Origin of the sequence: Lentzea sp. HUAS12 (genome assembly GCF_024125735.1) — a bacterium.
Taxonomy (GTDB): Bacteria; Actinomycetota; Actinomycetes; order Mycobacteriales; family Pseudonocardiaceae; genus Lentzea; species Lentzea albida.
Genome location: NZ_CP099738.1, coordinates 1567798 through 1594146, shown reverse-complemented (window position 1 = coordinate 1594146; position 26349 = coordinate 1567798). Strand labels below are relative to the sequence as shown.

Annotated in this window: 26 protein-coding genes; 21 read left to right on the top strand and 5 right to left on the bottom strand. The window is 72.7% G+C overall.

Annotation, left to right across the window (positions count from 1 at the left end; genetic code table 11):
• The first annotated feature begins 14 nt into the window (after nt 1–14).
• Nucleotides 15–1409 carry an NDP-hexose 2,3-dehydratase family protein gene (locus tag ND450_RS07085; protein WP_371927673.1) on the top strand — a complete coding sequence of 465 codons (1395 nt, stop codon included), beginning with the start codon at nt 15–17 and terminating at the stop codon, nt 1407–1409.
• Between the two features lie 38 nt (nt 1410–1447).
• Here ND450_RS07085 and ND450_RS07080 read toward each other — a convergent pair whose 3' ends face one another.
• Complete coding sequence (locus tag ND450_RS07080; RefSeq protein ID WP_253327871.1) at nt 1448–2557, bottom strand: DegT/DnrJ/EryC1/StrS aminotransferase family protein; 1110 nt, start codon at nt 2555–2557, stop codon at nt 1448–1450.
• Nucleotides 2558–2804: 247 nt separating this feature from the next.
• Here ND450_RS07080 and ND450_RS07075 point away from each other — a divergent pair, with 247 nt between their 5' ends.
• Nucleotides 2805–4025, top strand: a complete 1221-nt coding sequence (locus ND450_RS07075; protein WP_253325353.1) for a macrolide family glycosyltransferase — start codon at nt 2805–2807, stop codon at nt 4023–4025.
• Nucleotides 4022–5494, top strand: coding sequence for a BTAD domain-containing putative transcriptional regulator (locus ND450_RS07070; RefSeq protein WP_253325352.1), 1473 nt, complete (start codon nt 4022–4024; stop codon nt 5492–5494). Before ND450_RS07075 ends, ND450_RS07070 begins: the two co-directional genes overlap by 4 nt.
• 106 nt (nt 5495–5600) lie before the next feature.
• Here the strand turns inward: ND450_RS07070 and ND450_RS07065 are convergent, their stop codons facing one another.
• The gene (locus tag ND450_RS07065) at nt 5601–7211 is read right to left on the bottom strand and encodes an FAD-dependent monooxygenase (RefSeq protein ID WP_253325351.1); all 1611 of its coding nucleotides are present in this window, start codon (nt 7209–7211) and stop codon (nt 5601–5603) included.
• 142 nt (nt 7212–7353) lie between these two features.
• On the opposite strand from ND450_RS07065, the gene fabG reads away from it, so the two are divergent.
• The 17 genes from fabG to ND450_RS06980 are packed head-to-tail and all read left to right on the top strand — an operon-like array spanning nt 7354 to nt 23070.
• Entirely contained in the window at nt 7354–8100 is a 747-nt protein-coding gene (gene fabG, locus ND450_RS07060; RefSeq protein WP_253325350.1) for a 3-oxoacyl-ACP reductase FabG, read from the top strand.
• Between the two features lie 55 nt (nt 8101–8155).
• Nucleotides 8156–8461 carry an acyl carrier protein gene (locus tag ND450_RS07055; protein ID WP_253325349.1) on the top strand — a complete coding sequence of 102 codons (306 nt, stop codon included), beginning with the start codon at nt 8156–8158 and terminating at the stop codon, nt 8459–8461.
• On the top strand, nt 8458–8937 hold the full coding sequence (gene fabZ / locus ND450_RS07050; protein WP_253325348.1) for a 3-hydroxyacyl-ACP dehydratase FabZ: 480 nt from the start codon (nt 8458–8460) through the stop codon (nt 8935–8937). Before ND450_RS07055 ends, fabZ begins: the two co-directional genes overlap by 4 nt.
• 7 nt (nt 8938–8944) lie before the next feature.
• Entirely contained in the window at nt 8945–10018 is a 1074-nt protein-coding gene (locus tag ND450_RS07045) for an aminomethyltransferase family protein (RefSeq protein WP_253325347.1), read from the top strand.
• 46 nt (nt 10019–10064) lie between these two features.
• The gene (locus ND450_RS07040) at nt 10065–12326 is read left to right on the top strand and encodes a beta-ketoacyl-[acyl-carrier-protein] synthase family protein (RefSeq protein WP_253325346.1); all 2262 of its coding nucleotides are present in this window, start codon (nt 10065–10067) and stop codon (nt 12324–12326) included.
• Nucleotides 12323–13051 carry a nitroreductase family protein gene (locus ND450_RS07035; protein WP_253325345.1) on the top strand — a complete coding sequence of 243 codons (729 nt, stop codon included), beginning with the start codon at nt 12323–12325 and terminating at the stop codon, nt 13049–13051. The genes ND450_RS07040 and ND450_RS07035 overlap by 4 nt, the downstream gene beginning before the upstream one ends.
• A complete protein-coding gene (locus ND450_RS07030; RefSeq protein ID WP_253325344.1) occupies nt 13048–14298 on the top strand; it encodes an NAD(P)/FAD-dependent oxidoreductase in 1251 nt (416 codons plus the stop codon). Before ND450_RS07035 ends, ND450_RS07030 begins: the two co-directional genes overlap by 4 nt.
• On the top strand, nt 14295–15176 hold the full coding sequence (locus ND450_RS07025; protein WP_253325343.1) for an alpha/beta fold hydrolase: 882 nt from the start codon (nt 14295–14297) through the stop codon (nt 15174–15176). Before ND450_RS07030 ends, ND450_RS07025 begins: the two co-directional genes overlap by 4 nt.
• 51 nt (nt 15177–15227) lie before the next feature.
• Nucleotides 15228–16142, top strand: coding sequence for an ACP S-malonyltransferase (locus ND450_RS07020; RefSeq protein ID WP_253325342.1), 915 nt, complete (start codon nt 15228–15230; stop codon nt 16140–16142).
• Complete coding sequence (locus ND450_RS07015) at nt 16139–16582, top strand: phosphopantetheinyl transferase (RefSeq protein WP_253325341.1); 444 nt, start codon at nt 16139–16141, stop codon at nt 16580–16582. Before ND450_RS07020 ends, ND450_RS07015 begins: the two co-directional genes overlap by 4 nt.
• Nucleotides 16573–17421, top strand: a complete 849-nt coding sequence (locus tag ND450_RS07010) for an ester cyclase (RefSeq protein ID WP_253325340.1) — start codon at nt 16573–16575, stop codon at nt 17419–17421. Before ND450_RS07015 ends, ND450_RS07010 begins: the two co-directional genes overlap by 10 nt.
• A gap of 19 nt (nt 17422–17440) precedes the next feature.
• Entirely contained in the window at nt 17441–18214 is a 774-nt protein-coding gene (locus tag ND450_RS07005; protein WP_253325339.1) for an alpha/beta fold hydrolase, read from the top strand.
• Nucleotides 18211–18726: a 4'-phosphopantetheinyl transferase superfamily protein gene (locus ND450_RS07000; RefSeq protein ID WP_253325338.1), complete on the top strand. Its 516-nt coding sequence runs from the start codon at nt 18211–18213 to the stop codon at nt 18724–18726. Before ND450_RS07005 ends, ND450_RS07000 begins: the two co-directional genes overlap by 4 nt.
• Entirely contained in the window at nt 18717–19745 is a 1029-nt protein-coding gene (locus tag ND450_RS06995) for a nitrous oxide reductase family maturation protein NosD (RefSeq protein ID WP_253325337.1), read from the top strand. The genes ND450_RS07000 and ND450_RS06995 overlap by 10 nt, the downstream gene beginning before the upstream one ends.
• Before the next feature lie 13 nt (nt 19746–19758).
• Nucleotides 19759–20697 (top strand): ABC transporter ATP-binding protein, encoded by a 939-nt coding sequence (locus ND450_RS06990; protein WP_089926923.1) that lies wholly within the window; start codon nt 19759–19761, stop codon nt 20695–20697.
• A gap of 34 nt (nt 20698–20731) precedes the next feature.
• On the top strand, nt 20732–21925 hold the full coding sequence (locus ND450_RS06985; RefSeq protein WP_253325336.1) for an ABC transporter permease: 1194 nt from the start codon (nt 20732–20734) through the stop codon (nt 21923–21925).
• Complete coding sequence (locus ND450_RS06980; protein WP_253325335.1) at nt 21922–23070, top strand: ABC transporter permease; 1149 nt, start codon at nt 21922–21924, stop codon at nt 23068–23070. The genes ND450_RS06985 and ND450_RS06980 overlap by 4 nt, the downstream gene beginning before the upstream one ends.
• 43 nt (nt 23071–23113) lie before the next feature.
• Here the strand turns inward: ND450_RS06980 and ND450_RS06975 are convergent, their stop codons facing one another.
• The gene (locus ND450_RS06975) at nt 23114–24052 is read right to left on the bottom strand and encodes an AraC family transcriptional regulator (RefSeq protein ID WP_253325334.1); all 939 of its coding nucleotides are present in this window, start codon (nt 24050–24052) and stop codon (nt 23114–23116) included.
• A 6-nt stretch (nt 24053–24058) separates the two neighbouring features.
• On the opposite strand from ND450_RS06975, the gene ND450_RS45995 reads away from it, so the two are divergent.
• Nucleotides 24059–24253, top strand: coding sequence for an Atu4866 domain-containing protein (locus ND450_RS45995; RefSeq protein ID WP_371927672.1), 195 nt, complete (start codon nt 24059–24061; stop codon nt 24251–24253).
• A 19-nt stretch (nt 24254–24272) separates the two neighbouring features.
• On the opposite strand, the gene ND450_RS06970 is transcribed toward ND450_RS45995, so the two are convergent.
• Complete coding sequence (locus tag ND450_RS06970; RefSeq protein ID WP_253325333.1) at nt 24273–25580, bottom strand: protein kinase; 1308 nt, start codon at nt 25578–25580, stop codon at nt 24273–24275.
• A 63-nt stretch (nt 25581–25643) separates the two neighbouring features.
• The gene (locus tag ND450_RS45990) at nt 25644–26339 is read right to left on the bottom strand and encodes a cold shock domain-containing protein (RefSeq protein ID WP_371927754.1); all 696 of its coding nucleotides are present in this window, start codon (nt 26337–26339) and stop codon (nt 25644–25646) included.
• Nucleotides 26340–26349: the final 10 nt, after the last annotated feature.

Sequence of the window (26349 nt, the reverse complement as noted above, 5' to 3'; positions counted from 1 at the left end):
GGAGAGCACATCAGGTGACCGCGCCCACCCGCCGACCCACCCCGACGCGCCTGGCCGAGTCGATGCTCGCCGCGCGTGACACCGACGCCGTGCACGCCTGGCTCGCCCGCACCGCCGAACACAGCTGGATGAGCGTCGAGCGGGTGCCGCTGGACGGTCTCGCGGGCTGGCTCACCGAACCGGGCACCGGCACCCTGCGCCACCACAGCGGCCGGTTCTTCAGCGTCGAGGCGCTCACCGTCGACCTGCCGGGCGCGCTCGTGCCGCACTGGTCGCAGCCGATCATCAACCAGCCGGAGATCGGCATCCTCGGCATCCTGGTGCGCGAGGTCGACGGCGTGCTGCAGTGCCTGATGCAGGCCAAGCACGAACCGGGCAACGTCAACGGCCTGCAGCTGTCGCCGACGGTGCAGGCCACCCGCAGCAACTACACCCGAGTGCACCAGGGCAAGCCCATCCCCTACCTGGAGCACTTCCGCGACACCTCCGGTCACCACGTCCTGGTGGACATCCGGCAGTCCGAGCAGGGCGCGTGGTTCTACCGCAAGCGCAACCGCAACATGGTCGTCGAGGTCGACGGCGAGATCGAGGTGCGCGAGGGGTTCCGCTGGTTCACCCTCGGCGAGATCGCGGGCCTGATGACCGTGCCGGACCTGGTGAACATGGACGCCCGCACGGTCCTGGCGTGCCTGCCCGGCGGCGGCGCGGCCCTCGCCTCAGCGGCCACCGACCCGTTCAGCGAAGCCCTGGTCCGGTCGGGAGATCCGGCCGCTCCCGGCGTGCACACGATCGGGGACGTGCTGAGCTGGATCACCGAGGTCCGCACGCGCACCGACCTCCGGGTCGCCCTCGGCCCGCTGGCCGGGTTGCCGGACTGGACGCGCGAGAACGGCGTCATCGCGCACCGCGACGGCAGGTTCTTCACCGTCGTGGGCGTGGACGTGCGGGCCGGCGGGCGTGAGGTCGGAGGCTGGTCCCAGCCGTTGATCGAACCGGTCGGCACGGGCGTGATCGCGTTCCTGGTCAAGGACATCGGTGGTGTGCTGCACGTGCTCACCCACGCGCGCACCGAAGCGGGCTACGCCGACGTGACCGAGCTGGCGCCCACCGTGCAGTGCGTGCCCGAGGCGCACGACCACCTGCCGGTGCGGCCCCGGTTCCTCGACGAGGTTCTCGGCTCGACCAGGATCCGCTTCGACGCCGTGCTCTCCGAGGAGGGCGGCCGGTTCCTCGGCGCCCGCAACCGGTACCTGGTCGTGGAGACCGACGCCGACGTCGCACGGGACGACCCCGAGTACCGGTGGCTGACCCTGCATCAGTACGAAGAGCTGTTGCGGCACAGCTTCTACGTCAACATCCAGGCCCGCACCCTGTTGCTGTGCCTGCGCAGTCTCGTCCCGCGCGGGTGAGGCGGGCGACGTGGTGACCGCGCCCGCCACCGGTCCGGTCAGAGCGTCGCCAGCACCTGCTTGAGCGCGTCGACCACGTGCTCCTGCGTCTCCTGGGGCAGCGACGGGTACATCGGCAGCGAGAAGATCTCCCGGGCCACCCGCTCGGTCACCGGCAGGCTGCCCTCGGCGTAGCCCAGGTGCGCGAACCCGGTCATGGTGTGCACCGGCCACGGGTAGCTGATGTTCAGGTGGATGTCGTGCGCCTTCAGGCGTTCCAGGATGTCGTCGCGCCGCGGGTGGCGCACCACGTGCACGTAGTAGGAGTGCGTGTTGCCCGGTGCGGTCGTGGGCAGCACCAGATCGGTGTCCGCCAACGCCTCCGCGTACCGCGCCGCCACCGCCTGCCTCGCCGCGACGTAGTCGTCGAGGCGGACGAGCTTGCGGCGCAGGATCTCCGCCTGCACCTCGTCGAGCCGGCAGTTGTGGCCGGGCGTCTCCACGACGTAGTACGTCTTCTCCATGCCGTAGTACCGGTGGCGGCGCAGGTTCGCGTCCACCTCCGGGTCGTTGGTGATCGTCGCGCCGCCGTCGCCGTAGGCACCCAGCACCTTGGTGGGGTAGAACGAGAACGCGGCGGCGTCGCCCATCGACCCGGCCACCCGGCCGTGGTGACGCGCACCGTGCGCCTGGGCGCAGTCCTCCAGCACCAGCAGGCCGTGTCGCCGCGCGAGCTCCTGCAACGGTTCCATGTCCACGCACTGGCCGTACAGGTGCACCGGCAGCAAAGCCTTGGTGCGCGGTGTGATCACCGAAGCGACCTGGGCGACGTCCATCAGGTAGGTGTCCGGGTCCACGTCGACGAACACCGGTGTGGCGCCGACGGCGTCGATCGCCAGCACGGTCGGCGCGGCGGTGTTGGACACCGTGACCACCTCGTCGCCGGGGCCGACACCGAGCGCCTGCAGCGCCAGGCGGAGGGCGTTCGTGCCGTTGTCCACGCCGACGCAGTGGGCGACGCCGTGGTAGGCCGCGAACTCCTCCTCGAAGGACGACACGCTCGGCCCGAGCACGAGTCTGCCGGAGGAGAAAACGGTCTCGACCGCGTCGAGTATGTCCTTGCGCTCCCATTCGTATTCGCGCGAGTAGTCCCAGACGAGCGTGGCCATCGGCAGCCCTTTCGCTGTGGTCGGCATCCCGGCCAGCCTAGGTCGGGCCCCCGACTAGGGGGTAACCCCTAATCTGCAGGTCAGGGTGGTCGCCGGAGTCCGCGCGAAGGCGAACGACCCCTCGTCCGGCCGCGTCGGGGGAACAGGGGTGATAGGGGTGTCCAGGCCGCTCGCGGGCGCTTTACGGTGACCACGCTCCCGGCAGGGTCGCCGGATTCCAGCACAACAATCGGGGCGAGGACGACAAATGTCGCGGCATTTCCTGTTCATGTGCCACCCGGATCACGGGCACGTCATCCCGAACCTCGCGGTGGTCACCGAACTGGCCGCGCGCGGGCACCGGGTCACCTACCTGACCGCACCGAGCATGGCGGACATCGCCGCCGAGGCCGGCGCCACCGTCGTGACCTACCCGTCCCGGTACCGCGACGCCGATTTCGCCCGCGTGGCCAACGATCCCGGTTACCTGATGGGCGTGCTGCTCGACGAGAGCGAGGCCATGCTCGCCACCGCGACGGCCGAGCTCGACGGCGACCGGCCGGACTGCCTGGTCTACGACACCTCGGTGCTCTACGCGGCCCGCGTGCTGGCCCGGCACTGGGACGTCCCCGCGACACAGGTCATCCCGGTGTTCGCCTCCAACGAGCACTTCTCGTTCCTCAACGCCATGTACAACCCCGAATCCGACGCCGCCGAGCGACCGGCCGGGGAACGGCCGAAGGAGATGCCGGAGTGGGTCGGCGCCACGATGGGGCGCATCGGCGCGCTGTGCGGCCGTTACGGGGTGGCCGCCGCGCCGCACGAGGTGTGGTTCGAGGTGCCGCCGCTGAGCCTGGTCACCGTGCCGCGGGAGTTCCAGTACGCGGGTGAGACCTTCGACGAGCGGTTCGCGTTCGTCGGGCCGTGCGTCGGCGACCGCAGCTTCCTCGGGGCGTGGACGCCGCCCGCCGGCGACCTGCCCGTGGTGCTGGTGTCGCTCGGCGCGGTGTTCAACGAGGACGCGGGTTTCTTCCGCACGTGCGTCGAAGCGTTCCGCGGCAGGCCGTGGCACGCGGTGATGACCACCGGCGGCGGTGTGGACCGCGCCTCGCTCGGCGACCTGCCGCCCAACGTCGAGGTGCACGACTTCGTTCCGCACGTGGCGGTGCTCGAGCACGCGTCCCTGTGCGTCACCCACGCCGGCATGGGCACCGTGATGGAGGCGTTGCGATCGGGCACGCCGATGGTGTGCGTCCCCGGTTCCGCTCTCGACCGGCCCACCGGGTGGCGGGTCCGCGAGCTGGGCCTGGGCACCGTGCTCTCCCCCGCCGACCTCACGCCCGAAGCGCTGGTCGACGCGGTCACGTCGGTGCTCGGCGACCAGGACATCGCGGCCCGGTCGGACCTCATGCGCAAGGCCGTCGCGGACGCGGGCGGTGCGGCGCGCGCCGCCGACGAGGTCGAGAAGCACCTGGCGCGGTCGCGTTGACCGCCGCCCCGGCCGAGTTCGGCGTGCTGGGCCCGATCCGGTTCCTGCGGGACGGCGTCGAGGAACGGGTGGGCGGTCCCCGCGAGCGCGCGGTGCTGGCGCGGCTGGTGTTCGACGCCGGCCGCGTGGTCAGCGTGGACCGGCTCATCGAGGCGGTGTGGCACGGCGACCCGCCGGCCAGCGCACGCGGTCAGATCGCGATCTGCATGTCCCGGCTGCGGCGGGCGCTCGGCGAGGCGGGCCGGGTCATCGACACCGCGAGCCCCGGGTACGTGGCGCGGCTGGACGAGGACGCCGCCGACTGGTCGCGGTTCAACGGACTCGTCGGCCGGGCCCGGTCGCGCGCGGCGAGTGGTGACGTGGCGGGCGCCGTGGCGCTGTTCCGCGAGGCGCTGGGGTTGTGGCGCGGGGTGCCGTTCGAGGACCTGCCCGGTCTGCGCGCGGAGGCGGTGGCGCTGCAGTCCGCACGGCTGGACGCGGTCGAGGCGTGCGCCGAGCTGGAGCTGCGGCTCGGACTGCACCACCGGGTCGGCAAGGACCTGGCCGCGGTGGTGGCGGAACACCCGCTGCGCGAGCGGGCGCGGGCACAGCTGATGCTGGCCCAGTACCGGTCGGGCCGGCGGGCCGACGCGTTGCGCACCTACCAGGACGCCCGGCGGGTGCTCGTCGACCAGATCGGCCTGGAACCCGGTCCGGAACTGCGGGAACTGCACGAGCAGGTGCTGCGTGACGCGCCGGCGCTGCTCACGCCGGTCCGCGTCGAGGTGCAGGCGGTCGCGCCGTCCCAGCTGCCGCGCCAGGTGCTGCCGTTCGCCGGTAGGCCGGCCGAACTGGCCGAACTGGACGCCGCCCTCGCCGCGGGCCCCGACGTGCCCGGCGTGGCCGTGCTGTCGGGTCCGGCCGAGGTGGGCAAGACGGCGCTGGCGCTGCGCTGGGCGCACCAACGCCTGGACCGGTTCCCCGACGGGCAGCTGTACGCCGACCTGGTGGACGACTTCGGCTGCCCGGTACCGCCGGCCGTGGTGCTCGACCGGTTCCTGCGGGCGCTCGGCGTGCCCGCGTCGTCCATTCCGGACGATCCGGGCGAGAAGGTCGCGCTGTACCGCAGCACGGTGTCGCACAAGCGCGTGCTGGTGGTGCTGGACGGCGCGGTGGACCACGCCCAGGTCCGGCCGTTGCTGCCCAGCGGCACGCACACCAGGGCCATCGTCACCAGCAGGCTCCCGATGGACGAGCTGGTCGCCCGCCAGGGCGCGCACCGGGCGTTCCTGCCACCGCTGACGGCCGAGGAGTCGTGGCAGCTGCTGACCATGCTGCTCGGGCGTGACTGGGTGGCCGAGGAACGCGGTGAGGCGAACAGGATCGTCGGCTCGGCCGACGGCTTCCCGCTGCCGCTGCGCCGCGCGGCGGCGGGGGTGCGGGCGGCACCGCACCGCCAGGACCGGCGGCTGGCCGGCGTGCCCGCGTGACCGGTGCCACCGGTTCGGACGGTGCGTGGCGTGGCGGGCGGCACCAGCGCTGCGTGCCGCGCGATCCTGGTTCCGGCTAAGACAAGGGCGTTCCTCGGCAGGCCCATCAACCCCGTGCGAGAACCGCGTCCACCGCAGCCGACAGCGCGTCCGCCGACGCGGCAGCCGTGCTGCGCCAGGCCACGTGACCGTCCGGCCGCACCAGCACCGCGCCCACTCCACCCACGCCGTAGACCGAGGCCCACTCCGGTGACACCACCGCGGTCGAGCCGTCGGCCGACACCTCGACCGCCGCGATCGCCACCCCGGTCCGGGAGCCGACCTCCTTCGCCGCCTGCGCCCAGCCGCTGCCCGCCGGGGTGAGCAGGACGAACCCCACGCCGAACAGGTCCAATGTGGACGAGTTCTCCACACCCCGGGTCAGGGGCACGTGCGGGGCGCGGTGGCCCGGTCGCGCGGTCGCGACGTAAGTCCGATACGGGTCCTCGACCGCCGGTGCGCCGGTGCCGTCCGGCACGACGGCGGCGGAGTCGTAGTGGAAGCCCAGGACCAGGCCCTCGCAGCTGCGGCGGCCCGCCTGCTGCGCGATGGCCTCCTTCATGGACAGCTTGCCCTCCATCATCTGGAACGTGATGAAGGCGTTCGCCAGGCTCTCGCCGACGGTGCGCTCGCCGATCGGGTGACGCTCGGCGTCGTAGGTGTCGAGCAGGGCCTCGCCGGCCGTGCCCGACAGCACCGCCGCCAGCTTCCACACCAGGTTGTGCGCGTCCTGGATGCCGCAGTTCATCCCGAAACCGCCCTGCGGCGTCGACACGTGCGCCGAGTCGCCCGCCAGGAACACCCGGCCCTCGCGGAAGCGCGTCGCGGTCACCGCCTGTTGCAGCCACGGCATGACGCCGACCAGTTCGACGTCGAGGTCCGGGACGCCGACGGCCTCGCGCACCACCTGCACGCAGAACTCGGGCGTGAAGTCGGCCTCGCTGCCGCCCTCCGCCGGGTCGTAGCCGGTCTGGATGATCCAGCGCCGCTGGTTGTCCACCGCCTCCACCGCGCACGGGATGGCGCTGCGGAGGAAGTACAGCGCGCACATCCGGTCGGTCAGCAGCGGCACCAGGTCGGCGTCGAACATGATGCTGATCATGTGCCCGAGCGGCGGCGGGCCCTCGACGCCGATGCCGAGGCGGTCGCGCACGGTGCTGCGTCCGCCGTCCGCGGCGATGGCGTAGCGGGCGCGCACGGTGGCGCGTCCCGACTCGGACTCGACCACACCGTCCACACCGGACTCGTCCTGTTCCAGGGACGTGAGTGTGGTGGAGAACCGGACGTCCGAGCCGGGCGAGCTCTCGGCCAGTCCGCGCAGCACCACCTCGAACTTGTCCTGCGCGCAGATGTAGGTGTACGTGGGACTGTGCGGCGCGTCCTCGGCGACCGGGGCGACCTCGCGGTGGAAGTCGTTCGCCGTCAACGACGAGCCGACGCCGACGGCCAGGCTGTCCTCGCGCGGCAGGCCCACGCGCTCGACCTCCTCCGCCAATCCCCACGCCCGCACCAGTTCCATCGTGCGGGTGGACACCAGGCGCGCCTTGGGGAAGATCGACGTCCCGGCGTGTCGCTCCACCAGCAGCGACGTCAAACCGTTGCGGGAGCACTCGATCGACGCGGCGAGGCCGACCGGGCCACCACCCACGATCAGGACGTCGACCTCGAAGTCAGCCATGAGCAGGAGCCTGCGACACCGCCGCGGGGACGTCAAGGAGGCGGATATCGAACTGATAGAGCACTGAAGTCGCAGGTCAGTAGCGTTGCGCTCGAACGACGGCGTGCCCAGCGGGCAGGCCTGGGACAACGGGGGAGGCACCATGTTCGCCGAAGGATCGGTCGCCGTGGTCACCGGCGGGTCGCGCGGCATCGGGCGGGCTGTCGTGGTCGACCTGGCGGCCCACGGCGTGCACGTGGTCGTCAACTACTCCCGTTCGGAGGAGCAGGCCAAGGAACTGGTCGCGCAGGTCGAGCAGAACGGCGGCAGCGCGAGCGCGGTGCGCGCCGACGTGACCGACGAGGACGCGGTGCGCGAGCTGTTCCGCTCCGTGCGCTCCGAGCACGGCAGGCTCGACGTGCTGGTCACCAGCGCGGGCGTGACGCGCGACCGGCACCTGGTCGCGATGAGCAGCGACCTGTTCCGCGAGACGATGGACATCAACCTGCACGGCACGTTCCTCGCCTGCCGCGAGGCGATGCGCATCATGCAGCACCAGCGGCGCGGCGCGATCGTGACCCTCAGCTCCGCGAGCGGCCTGGACGGCGGCTTTCCCGGCCAGACGAACTACGTCGCGTCCAAGGGCGCGATCATCGCGTTCACCAAGGCGCTGTCCTACGAGGCAGCTCCCCACGGCGTGCGCGTCAACGTGGTGGCGCCGGGATTCGTCGAGACCGACATGACCAAGGTCATCCCCGCGAAGCTGCGCGACGGCTACTCCTCGCGCATCCGGCTCGGCCGCATGGGCCGGCCGGAGGAGATCGCGAACCTGGTCACGTTCCTGGCCTCCGACAAGGCCTCCTACATCACCAGCGAGACGTTCGTCGCCAACGGCGGCGGGCTCGGCTGATCCCCCACCAGGAAGAACCAGCGAGCCGCAGTACACAGTGGACGGAAGGACAAGCGTGACCCTCGACGAACTGCGCGCCACCGCGGCCGCCCGGCACGACACGTGCGCCCAGATCAAGAAGATGATCGTCTCGCGGCTCGACCTGCCGATCGAGCCCGCGTGGATCACGAACGACCAGCCGCTGTTCGGCCGCGGCCTGGAGCTCGACAGCCTCGACGTGCTCGAGCTGTACGTGGCGATCGAGGCCGAGTTCGGCGTCGCCCTCTACGACAGCGACATGTCGGTGTTCGGTTCCGTGTCGCGCCTGGCCGACCACGTGAACCCGGCCCTGGCCGAGCAGGCGCCGACCGGGTCGGCATGACGGCGACCCGGGAGCCCGTGCGCACCGGGACGTCGCTCACGAACGACCAGCTCCGGGAGATCCTGCCGCACCGGTGGCCCTTCCTGCTGATCGACCGGGTCGAGAAGGTCTCCCCCGGCGCCGGCGCGGTCGGGATCAAGAACGTCGCGGCCACGGAGATGTGGTTCCAGGGGCACTTCCCGAGCGCGGCCGTGCTTCCGGGCGTGATCGTCGTCGAGGCGATGGCCCAGCTGGCCGGCGTGGTGGTCGCCCTCGCCGGCGCGGGACCGATCGGCTACCTGGCGGGCGTGCGGTCGATGCGGTTCCGGCGCCCCGTCGTCCCAGGGGACCAGCTCCTGCTCACCGCCGACCGCACGGCGGGAGGCCGGGGCTTCACCGAGTTCAAGGTGAGCGCCAGGGTCGACGGCCAGATCGCCGCCGAGGGCACCATCACCATCGCCGACCCGGCAGCCACCAGCCCTACCGGAAAGGTTTGACACGCCAATGGAATCCCTGACGTCGCCGGTGAAGGCCGCGCACCCCGAGGGGGCCGCGTACGGCACCGTCCTGGACGCCGAGGTCGCGCTCCGGTTCAGCACGCTCGACGCCGAGTACGAGGCGATCCGGGAACGCGCAGCCCTCCTCGACCTGTCCGGCGAGCGGATCATCGAGCTCTCCGGCGGCAACGCCGTCGACTTCGCGCAGAAGGTGCTGGCGCGCGACGTCGAGTACCTGACCGCCGAACGTTGCATGACGAGCCTGGTGCTCGCCGAGGACGGCGCCGTCGTGGACCAGGTCGTGGTGTGGGGCCGGGAGGACGGCCTGCTGCTGGAGTCCTCCACCGGTGCGGGCACCCGGCTGCTGGAGCACCTGCGCGCCCACGCCGAGGACGGCGTGGAGATCACCGATCGCACCGCGGAGTACGCGCTCTTCGGCCTGGAGGGCCCGTACGCGTGGGGCGTGGTCGGACGGCTGATCGACGGCGAGCTGGCCGCGCTGCCGTTCGAGTCCGTTGTGGACAGCCAGTGGGACGGCGTGGACATCCTCTTCGCCCGCACCGGTGTGACGGGCGAGTACGGGTACAAGGTCCTGGTGCCTCGCGAATCGGCCGAGCGCCTGTGGGCCAAGGCCCTGGAGCACGCCGTGCCCGCCGGCCAGGAGGCCGTGGAGCTGGCCATGCTGGAGGTCCGGCAGCCGGTCGTGCGCCACGAGGCCGGCGAGGGCGTCGACGTGCTGGAGATGGGCGCGGGCTGGCTCGTGGACATCACCAAGGACGAGTTCGTCGGACGCGACGCCGTGGTGGCCGCGTTCGAGGGCACGGCGGAGCGCCGCACCGTCGGCTTCTCCGGCGGCGCCGAGGTGCCCGCGCCGGGCACGCCGGTCACCGTGGGCGGGGAGAAGATCGGCGAGGTCGTCCACGCCGTGCACAGCATCGGGCTGAAGTCCGCCCTGGGCCTGCTGCGGCTGCCGCCGGACCTGGCCGCCGCCGGGCTCAGGATCACCGTCGGCGACACCGAGGTCGTCACGCTGACCAGCCCGTACGTCACGCCCAAGAGCTGGAGCACCCCGATCATCTGATCTGGTCCCCCGGGCCGTCGCCCGGGGATTGCGAGGAGGAGCAAGCATGGCGCTGCGGCCAGTGGTCATCACCGGAGTCGGGGTGATCTGCGCGGCGGGGCGGGACCCGGAGGAGTTCTGGGCGCGGCTCACCGCGGGCGCGGGCGGCATCACCGCCGTGGAGGACGAACGGTTCGCCGCGTTCGAGGCCAGGTTCGCGGGCCAGGTGCCCGACGAGTGGATCGACGCGCAACTGCCGGCCGAGGACACCGGGCTGGACCGCACGGCCCGGCTCGCCCTCGTCGCCGCCCGGCAGGCGGTCACCTGGGCAGGGCTGGGCGCGGACCTGCCAGGGGACCGGTTCGGGCTGGTCCTCGGCAAGTGCCAGGCCACTCCGACCGCGGCAGGCGGCTACCAGCCCATGCACGCCACGGGTGACGTCGTCGCCGGCAAGCTCGGCATGACCGGCCCGCGCATCCTGGTCTCGACCGCGTGCGCGGCGGGCGGCAACGCGGTCGGCCTGGCCAAGGACAAGATCCTCACCGGCGAGGCGGACGTGGTGCTCGCCGGTGGCGTCGACCCGCTGCTGTTCGGCACCTACGCGGGATTCGCGGGCCTGCACGCCCTCAGCACCCGCCCGTGCGGCCCCTACAGCCGCTCGGACGGCCTGAACCTGGGCGAGGGCGCCGCGTTCCTGGTCGTGGAGGCGCTGGACCACGCGCTGGCCAGGGGCGCGGAGCCACTGGCCGAGGTCGCGGGCTACGGCCTGTCCGCCGACGCCTACCACGCCACCGCGCCGGACCCGACCGGCCGCGGCGGCATCACGGCCATGCGCCGGGCGCTGACCGACGCCGGCCTGGACCCCGACGCCGTGGACTACGTCAACGGGCACGGCACCGGCACGCCCGCCAACGACTCCATGGAGAAGAAGGTCATGCGCGCCGTGTTCGGCGAGCGGGCACCCCAGGTGCCGACCAGCAGCATCAAGAGCTTCGTCGGGCACACGCTGGGCGCGGCCGGTGCGGTCGAGGCGGTGGCCAGCGTGCTGGCCCTGCGCACCGCGACCGCGCCGCCCACCATCGGGTTCACCGACGAAGCGATCGCGGAGTCCACTTTGGACTTCGTGCCGAACACCTCGCGTCCGCTGCCCATGGACGTCGTGGTCTCCAACAACTACGCGTTCGGCGGCAACAACGCCTCGCTCGTGCTGCGCCGCCCCGGCGGCCTCCGCGAGTACGACGACCTGCCCGCCGCCGAGGTCGTCCTCACCGGTCTCGGACCGGTCACCGGCCTCGGCACCGGCATCGCCGAGGTCGCCGAGGCGGTCGCCAACGGACGCACGGCGGTCGGCACGGAGCCGTCGCTGGAGGGCCGCACGTTCGCACCGCGCTCGCTGTGGCGGCACATGAACAACCTGTCCCGCATGGCGATCGCCGCCTCCCGGCTGGCCTGGGAGGACGCCGGGCTGAAGCTGCCCCGCGCCGCCCTGGACAACGTGGGCGTCATCTTCGCCACCGCGGCGGGCTCGGTGGAGAGCACCGGCGGGTTCGACGAGAGCGTGCTGGCCAACCCGAACAAGCCCGCCGTGCTCAGCTTCTCCAACGTGGTGCTCAACGCCACCGGCGGCGCGGTGTGCCAGACCCTGGGTCTGCGCGGCCCGACGACGACGATCTGCAACGGAAACGCGTCGGCGTCCATCGCGCTGGACTGCGCGGTGGAGACCATCCGGGCCGGCAAGGCGGACGTGGTGATCGTGGTCGCCGCCGACGAGGCACCGAGGCCCGGCGACGGCGCGCAGGTGGACCCCTACGACCGGAACTCGGGCGAGGCGCCCGCGTCCGCGTCGGTGGCACTCGTCGTCGAGTCCGCCGCACACGCCGCCGCCAGGGGCGCGACGCCGTACGCACGGGTGCTGAGCAGTGCCCATGCGAGCGCGGGAGCGGGTGACGAGCGGTCCCTCGTGGAGCGCGCCATCACCGCGCTGCCCACGGAGGGCGTGGACCTGGTGGTCGGTGCCGCCACCGGCGGCCCGACCGACGAGGCGGAGGCGAGCGCGGTGCTGGGCGCCGTCCCGTCCGCCCGGCTCACCGCCACCGCGGGCCTGACCGGTGACGCGGGCGCGGCCACCGGCGCGCTGAACCTGGCGCTGGCCGCGCTCGCCCTGCGCGACGGCGTCGCACCGGCCATCACCCGGCTGACCAGTCCCCGTGCCGGCACGGTCGAGTCCTACGTCACCAAGCCCGAGCTGCCCGCCACACCGGCCAAGGCCCTGGTGCTCAGCGCCGCGCCCGGTTCGGTGCGCGGAGGAACCCTGCTGGGTGCGGTATGACCGGTCTGCCCTTCGACGTGCTCGAGACCGACCGGCTGCTCACCACCACCCGGTCGGTGCGCCGCCGGCTCGACCTCGACCGGCCCGTTCCCCGCGCGGTGATCGAGGAGGCGCTGGAGGTCGCCGTCCAGGCACCGACCGCGAACGACCAGCAGAACTGGCGCTGGGTCGTGCTCACCGAGCAGGCGGTGAAGGACCGGCTGGCGGAGCTGTTCGACATCTCCTGGCAGTTCCACCAGAAAGAGGTGTGGACGCGCTCCGGGCGCCGCCGCAACACCCCACAGGCCAGGAAGAACAACGACTCGGCCGCCGCCCTGGCCGAGACCATCGCCAGGGTGCCCGCGCTGGTGATCCCGTGCGTGCTCGGCCGGCCTCCGGACATCGGTGCGATCGACGCCGAGTGGCTCGGCGCCACCGGCACCCGCAACCTCGGCACCTGGCAGGAGGGCGTGCGGATCGGGGCCATGCGCGCCAGCAACTTCTACGGCTCGATCTTCCCCGCGATCTGGTCGTTCCAGCTGGCCCTGCGCAGCCGCGGCCTCGGCAGCACGATCACGTGCATGCACCTGCCGTTCGAGCGGCAGGTGGGCGAGCTGCTCGGCATCCCCGCCGGGGTCACCCAGGTCTGCCTGGTCCCGGTCGCCTACACGATCGGCACCGATTTCCGCCCCGCCAAGCGGGTTCCGGCCAAGGAACGCACGTCCTGGGAGAGGTGGCGGGCATGACCGTCGAGCACACCGGAGTCGACGTCGTCGTGGTGGGCGGCGGTATCGCGGGCGCGTCCGCCGCGGCCAACCTCGTGCAGCACGGCCTGTCCGTGGTGCTGCTGGAGAAGCAGGAGACCTACCAGGACATCGTGCGCGGCGAGTGGATCGCGCCGTGGGGCCTGCGCGAGGCGCAGACGCTGGGCGTCGAGGAGGCGTTCGGCCTCGGCGGCGCATGGGAGATCCGCGAGTGGACGCAGTGGGACGAGACGGTCGACCCGGCCGAGGCGGAGACCGTGGACATGACGCGGTTCGTGCCCGGCGTCGGCGGCCCCATGTCGTTCCCGCACCACGAGGTCTGCGCGCTGATGGCCGAACAGGCCGAGGACGGCGGCGCGAAAGTGGTCATGGGCGCGCAGCGGGTCCAGGTCACCGCCGGCACCAGTCCGCAGGTCCGCTGGACCCACGCCGGGCAGGAACACCTGGCCAGGCCGCGCATCGTCATCGGCGCCACCGGCCGCGGCTGCACGGTCGGCCGCCAGGTCGGCGTGTCCATGGCGACCTCGGTGCACCACTGGGGCGGCGGGCTGCGGGTCAGCGGCCTCGACGACTGGCCGATGGACGTGCAGGCGATGGGCACCGAGGACGAGAAGATGTTCATGGTGTTCCCGCAGGGCGACGGCAACGCCCGGCTCTACATCAACTTCCCCACCGCCAACCGGAAGCTCTACCAGGGCCCGGAAGGCGAGAAGCGGTTCATCGCCGACTTCGAGCTGGCGTCCCTGCCCGACCGCGGCAAGGCCGTGTACAGCGCCGCCAGGTCGATCGGCCCGCTCAAGCTGTGGCCGTCGGTGGCGATGTTCCCCGAGCAGCCGATCGTCCTGGACGGCGTGGTGCTCGTCGGCGACGAGGCGGGCAACGCCGACACCGTGCTCGGCACCGGCCTGTCGTGCAGCCTGCGCGACACCCGCGCCGTGTGCGAGGTGCTGACCGGTGGCGACGACTGGTCGCCCGCCGCGTTCGAGGGGTACCTGGCCGAGCGGAAGTTCCGGATGGACCGGCTGCACTTCGGCGCGGGCATCATCGCCAAGCTGCACTGCGAGTTCGGGCCCGTCGCGGCCGAACGCAGGCGGCGGGCGCGCGAACTGATGGCCGACAACTTCGCCGCGTCGGTGACCGGCCTGCTCAACATGGTCCCGCCCGAGGACGTGCCGGAGTTCGGGTTCAGCGAGTTCTTCGCCGAGAGGCTGTTCAGGGAGAGGGCATGAGCGTCAAGGACACCCTGCTGACCGGGTCGGCACACGTCAACGGCATCGACATCGCCTACGTCGACAAGGGCGAGGGCGACCCGGTCGTGCTGCTGCACGGCTTCCCCGACTCGCACTACCTGTGGCGGCACCAGATCGACCCGTTGGTCGAGGCGGGCTTCCGGGTCATCGCGCCCGACCTGCGCGGCTTCGGCGAGTCCGGCAAGCCGCAGGAGGTCGAGGCGTACGACATGCGCACGATCGTCAACGACGTCGTGGCGCTGACCCAGCACCTCGGCATCTCCAAGGCGCACATCGTCGGACACGACTGGGGCGCCGCCATCGCGTGGATGTACGCGTTCCTGATGCCGCGCCGCGTCGACCACCTGGCGGTGCTGTCGGTCGGCCACCCCGGCGTCTTCGGCACGCCGTCGATCGAGCAGCGCAAGGCCAGCTGGTACATGCTCTTCTACCAGTTCCCCGGCGTGAGCGAACAGTTGTTGCGGCGCAACGGGTGGCGGCTGTTCAAGGAGATCATGGGCGGCGAGGGCGACCACCAGCGCTACCCGCGCGAGCTGGCCAAGCCGGGCGCGCTCACCGCCGCGCTGAACTGGTACCGCGCCAACCGCTCCCCCGAGGCCGAGCTGCGCGTGGAGGGCAACTTCCCGCCCGTGCTCGCGCCCACCCTCGGCATCTGGTCCACCGGGGACAAGGCGCTGCTCGAAGAGGGCATGACGGGCTCGGTGAAGTTCGTCAAGGGCTCGTGGCGCTACGAGCGCGTCGAGGACGCCAGCCACTGGATCCCGCTGGACCAGCCGGAGATCGTCACCAAGCTGCTGCTGGGTTTCCTGGGCACCGAGAAGGCCGCGGCGGTGCCCACCCGGCGGCGCCGGCTCTGACGGGTGCCCGGCTCGCCGGCAAGGACAGCGCACAGGACGGGAGGTTCGCAGGTGATCGGCTTCGTGTTCCCCGGTCAGGGAACGGTCCGGATCGGCATGGGCGGCTGGCTGCGCCGCGACCCGGCGGGCGCGGCGGTGGTCGCGCGCGCCGACGCGCTGCTGCCCGAACCGGTGTCGGAGCTGTGCGCCCGCGGGCCGCTGGACAAGCTCGTCGACACCCTGCACGCGCAGCCCGCCGTGACCGCGTGCAACCTCGCCGCGCTCGCGGTCCTGCGGGAACGCGGTGTGGAACCGGACGTCGTCGCGGGGCACAGCGTGGGTGAGATCAGCGCGCTGTGCGCGGCGGGCGTGCTGGACGCCGACACCGCCCTGCGCCTGGTCGCCGTCCGCGCCCGGCTGATGGCCGACCTGCCGGACACCGGTGGCATGACGGCCGTGATGGGGTTGACGCCGCAGCGGGTGGAGGAACTGGCCGCCGAGGCCGCCGGGCCGGGTGAGCCGCTGGTCGTCGGCCTGGAGAACGCGCCGGACCACACCGTGGTCTCCGGCGCGACCGCCGCCGTCGACCGGCTCGTCGAACTGGCCGCGGCGGCCGGCGCCCGCAAGGTGGTGCCGCTCAAGGTGAGCAACGCGTTCCACTCGCCGCTGATGGCGGGCGCGCTGGACGCCTGGGCCGAGGCCGTGCGCGCCACACCGATGCACTCGCCGCGCGTCCCGGTGATCCCGAACGCGACCGCAGAACCCACCACCGACCTGCCGACGATCGTGGACGCGCTGATCGCGCAGCTCACCGAGCGGGTGCGGTGGACGGAGACGATGCGCGTGCTCGCCGAGGCCGAGACCCTGGTCGAGGTCGGCGACAGCAAGGTGCTCGCCGGACTGCTGCGCGGCGTCGGCTCGAGCTGCGTCAGCATGGCCGACCCGGCCGCCGTGCGCAGGCTGCGCCGACCGGAGCCCGCGGCATGACCACGTGGGGCAGCGCCGCGGTCGCCTTCGGCGGGCTGACCGCGCCGTCGCAGCTGGTCGAGCCGATGCCGCTGGAGGTCGTGTTCACCCGCCCGGAACGGCTGCGGTCCGGTGCGGGCCGCACCCTGCAGCACTGGGCGGGCAGGCTCGCGGCCAAGTACGCCGTGCTGCGCCTGCTCGACGAGCCCGTGACCGCGGAGCACCTGGGTGCGGTGGAGGTGCTCCCCCTGCCGGCGCCTCTCTGCAGCCGCACGGCGGCCTGTCTGCACGGCCACCCGCCGGGTGTGCGCCTGATCGGCGCGCTGGACGGGCGGGAGGCGCCGGGCACCCGCGTCCGGGTCTCCGTCAGCCACACCGCCGACCTCGCGTTCGCGGTGGCGCTGACCGCGGCCCGGCTGGCCGAGGACCACGAGCTGGAAGCGATGACCGCATGGACCTGATCGAGACCGCCGCGCGGTGGGCCGCGGCCTGGCACGAACGCGACGCCGCCGCCATCGCGGACGCGGTGGCGGAGTTCGCCGACCCGGACACACCGGAGCCGGTGGCGGGCGCGGACCTCGTCGCGCACGTCGAGGCCGTGCTGACCCGGTTCCCGGACCTGGCGCTCGACTTCGCGCCCGCCGCCGACGCGGGCGGCACCGCCGTGCTCACCTGGACTCTGACCGGCACTCACCGCTCCCCCTACCTCGGGATACCGGGCACCGGCGGCACGGCGGCGGTCAGCGGGGTCGACGTGCTGACCGTCGTGGACGGCGAGGTGCGCGTGCGCCGCCACTTCGACCGGGTCGCCCTGGCCTCGTCGCTCGGCCACACCGCACGCTTCCTCCTCAGCCGCGACGAGGTGCAGGAGTACGGCATCAGCGCGCGCACCACGGCGGGCAGGACCGACTACCCGCGGGCGCTCACGTTCACCTACCTGGACTTCCGCGACGACGTCGAGGGCGCGGAGGTCGACCTGCTCAGCACCGAGGTGGTCAAGTCGCTGCGCGCCTCGAAGGGTTTCCTCGGCGTGAGCACGTTCGAGATCGGCACCCGCAAGTACACGGTCAGCGCCTTCGACCGCCCGGAGTCGATCCGCGCCGTGCACGCCCGGCCGCACCAGCGGTCCCTGCGGAAGTTCTTCCGCGGCGGCCTGTGCACCGGGGCGTACACCAGCGTGTGGACGCTGGAGCGGGAGACCCTGCACCTGCGCTGCCCCGAGTGCGACGAGATGGTCGACGCGGCGGCGGGCAGGACCTGCGCGTGCGGCACCACCCCGACCCCCGATCCCCTGTTCTGATGACGCCAGGAGCTGCCCGATGACGGTCTTCACCGCCGACCACCGGCCCGCGGCGGGCGGGCGACCGCTGGTGGCCTTCATGTCCGCCCTCTTCGCGGGTGGCTGGATCTGGGACCACCCGTTCGCCGCCCTCGCCGACGCCGGGTGGCCGGTGCTGCGCACCGAGGAACCCATCTGCGGGGTGGACGCGAAGATCGCGGGGTCCATCGAACGACTCGGCGACGCCCTGATGGAGGCCGCGGACGCGGCCGGCGCGGACGAGGTGGTGGTCTGCGCGAACTCCCTGGGAGGTCTGGTCGCCATCGACCTCGCGGGCCGCTTCCCCGACCGGGTGAGGGCGATCGCGGTCAGCGGCGCGCCCGGCCTGAGCGCCGACCCCGACGTGGGTCTGAACATGGACCGGCGCGGTGACGTGCGGTTGCAGGGCGAGCAGTTCCGCGACCGCATGCTGGCCGCCCTCTTCCACGGCGAACCGCTGTTCACCGACGAGCAGGTGGAGTCGACCGCGCAGCTGCTGCGCCAGGGCTCGGCGATGGTCGCGATGGCCCGCAGCATCCGCGCCACCAGAACGTTCCAGGTCGCCCCGGCGATGGACAAGGTCACGTGCCCGTCGCTGTACGTCTGGGGCCGCCACGACCGCATGACGCCGATCGAGCCGTGGCTCGACCTGGTGCCGCAGCACGCGAACACCGAGTTCGTCACCGTGGAGGACTGCGGGCACATCCCGATGATCGAGCGCGGCGAGGTCTACACCGCCGAGCTGCTGCGGTTCCTCGGCAGGGTCACCGGGTGACCGCGCCGCCGATGCTGTTCGGGGTGGACGTCGTCGACGTCGCCAGGGTCACCCGCGCGATGTCCTACAGCGGGCCCGCCTACACCCGGCACGTCGTCTCCCCCGGCGAGCGGGACCTGCACGCGGACCCCGGCCTCGCCACCGCGGCCACGGTCGCGGTGAAGGAGTGCCTCGTGAAGGCGGTCGGCGGCCGGCCGCGCGGGTTCTCCTGGCACGACTTCGAGGCGTGCGGCGAGGTGCCGCTGCCCGGCGCGGAGTGGGCGGACCCGCTGCTGGCCGCGGCCGTGCCCGAGGTCGAGGCGGCCACCAGGGTCGCCATGACCGAGCGGTGCGCCTACACCGTGCTCGGTGCCAGCGGGTCGGCCGCCCTGGCCCGGCTCACCGACCGGTCTGCGGCCTCCGCCGACGACGCGGCCGTCGTGGGCATGGCCCGCTGGGGCGTCCGCGGAGACCTGATCGTCGCCGTTGCCATACTGATCATCACGCCGAGAGGAGCGTTGCGATGTCCGTGACCGAGGTCGGGACCGAAGTTCGCATTCGACCAGGGGATTCCGTTCAGGAGGCGCTCGAGAACTGCGCACCGGGCACGGTGCTGCGCCTGGCCGAGGGAACGTACGAGGGCAGCCTGGTGATCGGCCGCCCGGACGTCGCACTCGTCGGCGCGGGCGCGGGCCGCACGGTGATCGTGCCCGGCACCGTCGCGCCCAGCGCGGTGCCTGCCCTGCACGACGCTCCCGCGGACGTGGTCAGCGGCATCACCGTGCACGACGTGTCCGGGGTGACCGTCGAGGGCTTGAGCGTGCGCGGCTTCTCGGGGGCGGGCGTCTACGCGCACACCGCCACCGGTCTGAAACTCGTCGACGTCGAGTCGGTCGGCAACGCGGTGTGGGGCCTGTACGTGCGCGAGTCGTCGGTGGTGGAGGTGCTGCGGTGCCGCGCGGAGGGCAGCCAGTACGGCGGCATCGCGCTGGCGTTCTGCCCGGCCGCCGACGCGCTGATCGCGGACAGCGAGAGCACCGCCAACGCCTTCGGCGTGTTCGTGGACAACTCCAGTCGCGCACGGGTGCAGCGCAACCGCTGCCACGGCAACGCGGCTGGCGTGCTGCTGCTGCACCAGACCTACGAGGGTGAGCTGCCCGGCGGCGTCGCCGACGTGCTCGTCGCGGACAACGACATCACCGGCAACACCCTGGCCTCCGGTGGCGACGAGCCCGGCGTGCTGGGTTTCGCCGGGCCGCCGATCTCCGGCGTCGGCATCGCCGCCGTCGGCGTCCAGCGCGTCTCCGTCGTCGGCAACCGGTTGCACGGCAACGAACCCACGGGCCCGTCGGTCATGGGCGCCGCGCTGGTGCTGGCCTCGTCGGCGGACTGGGGCGGCTCCGACTCGGCCGACAACTCCTTCGAGTGGAACACCATCACCGGCAACAGCCCGTTCGACGTGCAGATCGGCACCGACCCGGGCAACCAGCGCTTCCGCAACAACGTGGTGGGCGCCTCCCAGCCGGAGCTGATCGACGGGTACGGATCTTGATCGAGAGGACGACATGACGCCTGCGCTGGTGTGCGAGCGCCTGGTCAAACGCTACGGCGACAAGACTGTGGTGGACCGGGTCGGCTTCCACATCGACGAGGGAGAGGCGTACGGGTTGCTCGGCCCCAACGGGGCCGGCAAGACCACGACCATCTCCATGCTCGTCGGCCTGCTGCGCCCGGACGAGGGAACGGTCCGGGTCGGCGGCATCGACGTCGGCGAGGACCCGGTGGCGGCCAAGCGGCTCATCGGGTACGTCCCGCAGGAGATCGCGCTGTACCCGGAGCTGACCGCCCGGGAGAACCTGCGCTACTTCGGCAGGCTCTACGGCCTGCCGCGGCGTGAGCTGACCTCGCGCATCGGCGAGGTGCTCGACCTGGTCGGCCTGACCGACCGCGGCGACGACAAGGTGGGCACCTACTCCGGCGGCATGAAGCGGCGCACCAACATCGCCGTGGCCCTGCTGCACCGGCCGCGCCTGCTCATCCTCGACGAGCCGACGGTCGGCGTGGACCCGCAGAGCCGCGTCGCGATCCTGGACCGGGTCGAAGCCCTCGTCGGCGAGGGCATGAGCCTGCTCTACACCTCCCACTACATGGAGGAGGTGGAGCGGGTGTGCACGCGGGTCGGGATCATCGACCGGGGCCGCGTGGTCGCCGACGGGACCAAGCGCGAGCTGGTCGCCGAACTGGGCGGCACGGACCGGGTGGAGCTGACGCTGGACGGCGACGTCACCGCGGCGGCCGAGAAGCTGCGCGCCGTGGAAGGCGTGTCCGAGTCGGTGGTCACCGGGTCGTCGTCGATCCGGCTGCTCGTCGCGGGCGGGCGGCACCTGCTGCCCGCACTGCTGGCCGCCATCGGCGACGCGGGCGCGGTGACCGGCGTCGAGGTCGTCGAACCCGACCTGGAGGCGGCGTTCCTGCACCTCACCGGCAGCACCCTGCGCGACTGACGCGGACCGAAGCTTAGGGATTGGGCGAAGAACCTTGGGGAAGAGCACTCTGCGCGCCCTGCTGGTCGTGGGCGGCCACGAGCTGCGGTCGCGGCTGCGGGACGGCACCGCGCCGCTGATCGCGCTCGTCGCGCCGATCCTGCTCGCGACCCTGTTCGGGCTGGCGCTGGGCGGTGACGACGACCCGCCGCTGAAGGCGACCATCGGCGTGGTCGACCTCGACGGCGGCGAGTTCCCGGCCAGCGTGCAGCGCGAAGCGCTGAACACCGACGAGCTCAAGGGCGTGCTGACCTTCCGCCAGTACCTGGACGAGGCCGCGGCGCGCAGCGCGGTCGACGGCGGTGAGTCGGGTGCGGCCCTGGTGTTCCCCGCCGGGTTCAGCGAGGGCGTCGGCGCGGGCCGCGGCGGGCAGGTGTCCGTCCTGGAGTCACCGGAGTCGCCGCTGGCGGGTGTGGTGGCGCGCAGCATGGTCGACCGGATCTCGGCCCTGGTCCAGGCCAGGACGCTGGCCGTGCGCGCCTCGCTGGAGGCGGGCGTGCCGGCCGACCGGGTGCAGCTGTTCGTCGAGGAGAACGGCGCGGCCGGGCCCGCGCTGTCGCTGGTCGGCGACCCGGTCTCGGGCGGAAAGGTGGACCTCGCCGTGCACTACGGCGCGGGCATGGCGGTGATGTTCGCGTTCTTCGTCGTCGGCACCACGGCCCGCAGCCTGCTCACCGAGCGCCAGAACGGCACGCTCGACCGGATGCGCGCCGCGCCGATCCCCCTGTGGACGGCGCTGGTGGGCAAGAGCGCGGTCGGGTTCGGGCTGGCGCTGCTCAGCATGTGCGCGACCTGGCTGTCGTCCGTGCTGATCTTCGGCGCGAGCTGGGGCGACCCGCTCGGCGTGTTCCCGCTGCTGCTGGCGCACGTGTTCGCGGCGACCGCGATCGTCATGCTCGTGGCCAGCCGCGCGAAGACCGATGCGCAGGCCGACGGCTACACGCTGGGCGTGGCCTTCGTCTTCGCGTTCCTGGGCGGCAGCATCGTGCCCGCCTACAACCTGCCCGAGTGGCTGCGCGGCGTCTCGCTGATCACCCCCAACGGGTGGGTGTCGGCGGGCCTGTCCGAGCTGGCGGGCACCGGCGCGGGCCCGTCCGCCGTCCTCGTGCCGATCGCCGTGGTCACCGGCATCGGTCTCGTCGCCGGAACGGTGGCGTTGCTCGGCTTCCGCAAAGGCAGGTTCGCATGAGGCCCCGCCCGCTCACCGCACTGGTGCTGGCCAACCTGCAGCGCCAGCTGCGCGACAAGGTCGGCATGTTCTTCATCGTCGTCATGCCGTTCGTGACGATCTTGTTCGTCGGCATGGCCCTGGGCGGCGACGCGGCGGACGCGAAGCTGCCGGTGGCCGTCGTCGCCGACACCTCCGACCCGGTGTCGGCGGCCGTGGTCGCCGAACTGGAGTCCGACCAGGCGCTGCAGGTGCGGCGCGCGGAGTCCGCGCAGGAGGTCCGCGACGACGTCCGCCGGGGTGAGCTGGCCGCGGGCTTGATCGTCACGCCGGGCGACACCGACCTCGAACTGGTCATGACCCAGACCAGCGGCAGCGGCATGGCCGCGCGCAGCGAGATCGACGTGGCGGTCGGCAGGGTGGCGGCGGTGCTGGAGGCCACCCGCGCGGCGCGGGCGGCGGGCGCGTCACCGGAGCAGGCCGAGCAGTACGTGCGCAAGGCGAAGGAGGAGTCGGTGGCCGTCACCGTCGCCTCGACAGGGGGCGACGAGCCCTCCAGGCCGACCGGCTTCGCCTACACCGCGCCCGCGAACCTGCTGCTCTTCACGTTCGTCAACTCGATGGCCGTCGCCGCCGCGCTGGTCGAGAGCCGCCGCATCGGCATGGTGCGCCGCTCCCTCGCCGCACCCGTGCGGCGCAGCCAGGTGCTGCTGGGCGAGGCGCTGAGCCGGTTCGCGGTGGCGCTCGCGCAGTCCCTGCTGATCATCGTGGTGAGCCGGCTCCTGTTCGACGTGCGGTGGGGCGACCCGCTGGGCGTGGGTGTGGTCGTCGCGCTGTTCTGCCTGATCGCCACGGGCGCCGCGATGCTGGTCGGCGCCCTGGTGCGCTCGCCGCAGCAGGCTCCGGCCATCGGTCCCCCGGTCGGCATCGTGCTGGGCATGCTGGGCGGCTGCCTGTGGCCGCGCGAGGTGGCCGGCGAGACGCTGGGCACGATCGGCTACCTGTTCCCGCACTCGTGGGCGATGGACGCGTTGCTCACGCTGTCGCGGCCGTCAGCGGGGCTGGGGTCGGTCCTGGTCGAGACCGGGGTGCTGGCGGGCATGGCGGTGGTGGTGCTGGGTGTTGCGATGGTGGTGTTCCAGCGGCGGGCGCTGGCGGCCGTCTAGGCGGACGGACCACACCAGACGCGTTGAGCGCACGCGTCACGCTTCACCCGGTCGGGGCGGACACCTCGGTGCTGTCGCGATGCTGCCGGCGGAACTTGCCGGGCGCGGTGCCGAACTCCCGCTTGAAGGCGTTCGAGAAGGCGAACTCCGAGGTGTAGCCGACGGTGCGGGCGATCGCCGCCAGCGGCGCCTGGCCGTCCCTCAGCATCCGCGCGCCGGTGCTCAGACGCCACCAGGTCAGGTAGGCCATCGGGGACTGCCCGACCAGGGACGTGAACCTGCGGGCGAAGGCGGTCTTGGACAGCCCGACCGCGGCGCCCAGTTCCTGGACCGTCCACGGATGGGCGGGCGAGCGGTGGATGTGTTGCAGCGCGGTGGCGACGACCGGATCGGTGAGCGCCACGCACCAGCCGCCGCGCGGGCCGTGGCGCGCGGCTTCCTCTTCCAGCCAGGCGCGCAGCAGGTAGACCAGCAGCAGGTCCATCAGGGCGGGAACCGCCGCCGCGGCCCCGGGACGGGCCTCGATGAGGTCCGCGCCGAGCAGGTCCACGGCGCTGCGCAGCGCGGAGTGGTCACCGAGCCTGGCCGGGAGGTGGACGACCTCGGGCAGGGTCCGCAGGAACGGATGGGCCTGTCCGCGATCGAGCCGGTAGGCGCCGCACAGCAGTTGCGCCTGGTCCGGCGCGGGCTCGTGGTCCGGCGGGCCGGTCTCCGGTGCCGGGGGCAGCTCGGCGATCGTCCTGTCAGGACTGTCGCTCAAGCCGTGCACCGCGCCGTGCGGCAGGAACACCACGTCGCCCGCGCCGAGGGCGACGGGTGAGCCGGATGGTGGGATCAGCCAGCAGTTGCCCTCGAGGACGACGTGGAAGCCGGCTCCGGGATACGGGCCGAACGCGTAACCCCACCGGCCGCTCAGACGGGAACGGGTGAACTTCGCCCGGCCCGCCCTGACCGTCGAGATCACGTCGCTGAAGACGTCCATGACGTCATGCTACGTGGTCCGATGGAATATGTTTGCTACCTAATCTCTCATCGGAAGGACCACGCTGAGTCCTTCGCGTCGGTGAGACCGCCTGATCCGGCACCATGCTCGTCACGCGGCCAACGCGGGTTCACCGCGACAGGCGACGTCCGCGACGGAATCCTCTACCACGAGCACCTCGTACTGCACCGTGAGCAGTGAGAACTCCACACCCGGCGTTTCAGTTCGCGGCGGAGCAGCTCACGGCCGGGCGAGCGGGTTCGGGACCGCCGGCGACGAACCCGAACGAGGTGGTTCCCCCGGCGGCGAGCACGGCGTTGTAACCGGCGTTGGTGACGGTCACCGCGGTCGCGTTCTGGGTCAGGGTGCCGTTCCACAGGTTGCCGATGGTGTGGCCCGCGGCCGGCTGCCACGTGATGGTCCAGCCGGTCAGGCCGGCCGCGCTGGTGTTGCGCACGGTCACCTCGACCTGGTAGCCGCCCGGCCACGAGTTGGTCACCTCGTACCGGGCATCGCAGGCGCTCGTGACCGTGCTCGTCGCCGTGGTGGAGCCGGTCTGGGCGCTGCTGGTGGGCCGGTCGCCCTGCACGACGATGCCGATCACGACACCGGCGGCGACCAGGACGGCCGCACCGGCGGCCATCGCGATCCCCCGGCGCGGCAGGGGGCGGCGGGCGCGCAGCATCCGCGTCCCGCTACTCGGGGGCGCGGCGGGCAGCGGCAGACCCTCCGCGACGGCCGCGAGCAGCTTGTGGGCCTCGGCCATCGTCGGGCGCTGGGCCGCGTCACGGTGCAGGAGGCGCAGGAGCACCTCACCGAGCGGGCCACCTGACCGCGGCGGCTCGAACTCCCCCCGAACCGCGCGTTGCAGGAGCGCGTAGGGGTTGTCGTCCACACCGAACGGCGGCGTGCCTTCCAGCGCCGCGTAGAGGGTCGCGCCGAGGGAGAACACGTCCGAGGCGGACGTCGCCGCCTCGCCCGCCGCCACCTCCGGTGCCAGGAAGGCCGGCGTGCCGACGATCAGGCGGGCGTCGGTCACCGTGCCCTCGCCGACCGCGCGGGCGATGCCGAAGTCGGTGATCTTCGCGATGCCGTCCTCGGCCAGCAGGACGTTGAACGTCGAGACGTCCCGGTGCACGATGCCCTCCGCGTGCGCCGCCGCCAGCGCGGCGGCGACCTGCCTGCCCACGGCCGCGACGACGCCCGGCGGCAGCGCGCCCCGTTCGGCGATCAGCGCCGCGAGGCTGCGGGAGGGCAGGTACTCCAGCACCAGGCAGGGCTTGTCCTCGTGCTCGACCACCTCGTACACGCTGATCGCGTGCGGGTGCCGCAGCCGACCGGCGACCCGGCCCTCGCGCAGCATCTGCGCCACCGCATCCGGGGACCGCCGGTCGGTGTTGAGCAGCTTGACCGCGACCACGCGGTCGAGCCGCTCGTCGCGCGCCTGCCAGACCACCCCCATGGAACCTTGCCCGATCGACGACACCAGCCGGTACCGCCCGGCGACGACCTCACCCTCTTCTGGCACAGGCCGACGCTACTGGGCTGAGCCGACCACCGGCCACCTTCGGCTTCACACGGCCCCGGACGGTCAGGCGCGCTCGACGGCGTCGGCCTGCGGGCCCCGGTCGCTCTGCCGGATGCGGAAGCGCACCCGCTCGCCGGCCACCAGGGGCTCACCGGAGACCACCGAGACGTGCACGAACAGGTCCGGCCCGCCCGCGTCCGGGGTGATGAAACCGAAGCCGCGGTCGCCGTCGTAGCGCGCCACCACGCCGTCGCCGGCGCGGGCGGTGGGCCGGGCCGCCGGACGGGGCTGGCTGGGGGCCTCCACCGGGTCGCCGGCGGCCACGAACCGCACGTCGCGCGCCTGACGACCCTGGTCCACGGTGACCGCGGTGAACGAGACCCGGTCGCCCTCGACCGGCAGATACCGGTCGTCGACCAGGGCCCGCACGTGCAGGAAGACGTCGCCCGCCCCGTCGTCGGCGGCCACGAACCCGAACGCCTTCTCCTCGTCGAACCACAGCACGGAGCCGTCGGCGCCGTCGTCGGGCACGACCAGAGGCGCCCGGTTGACCCCGGCGTCGAAGCTCAGCGGCACCACGTGCTGGGCCTGCGGCCCCTTCTCCCCCGCGACGACGACGAAGGCCACCCGCTGCCCGGCCGCGAGAACACCCCCGGTGACGATCGCGGAGGAGTGCACGAACACCTCCGCGCCCCCGCCGTCCGGCGCGGCGAACCCGTAGCCCTTGGCAGGCTCGTACCAGGAGACGGTGGCGAGCACGCCCAGGGTC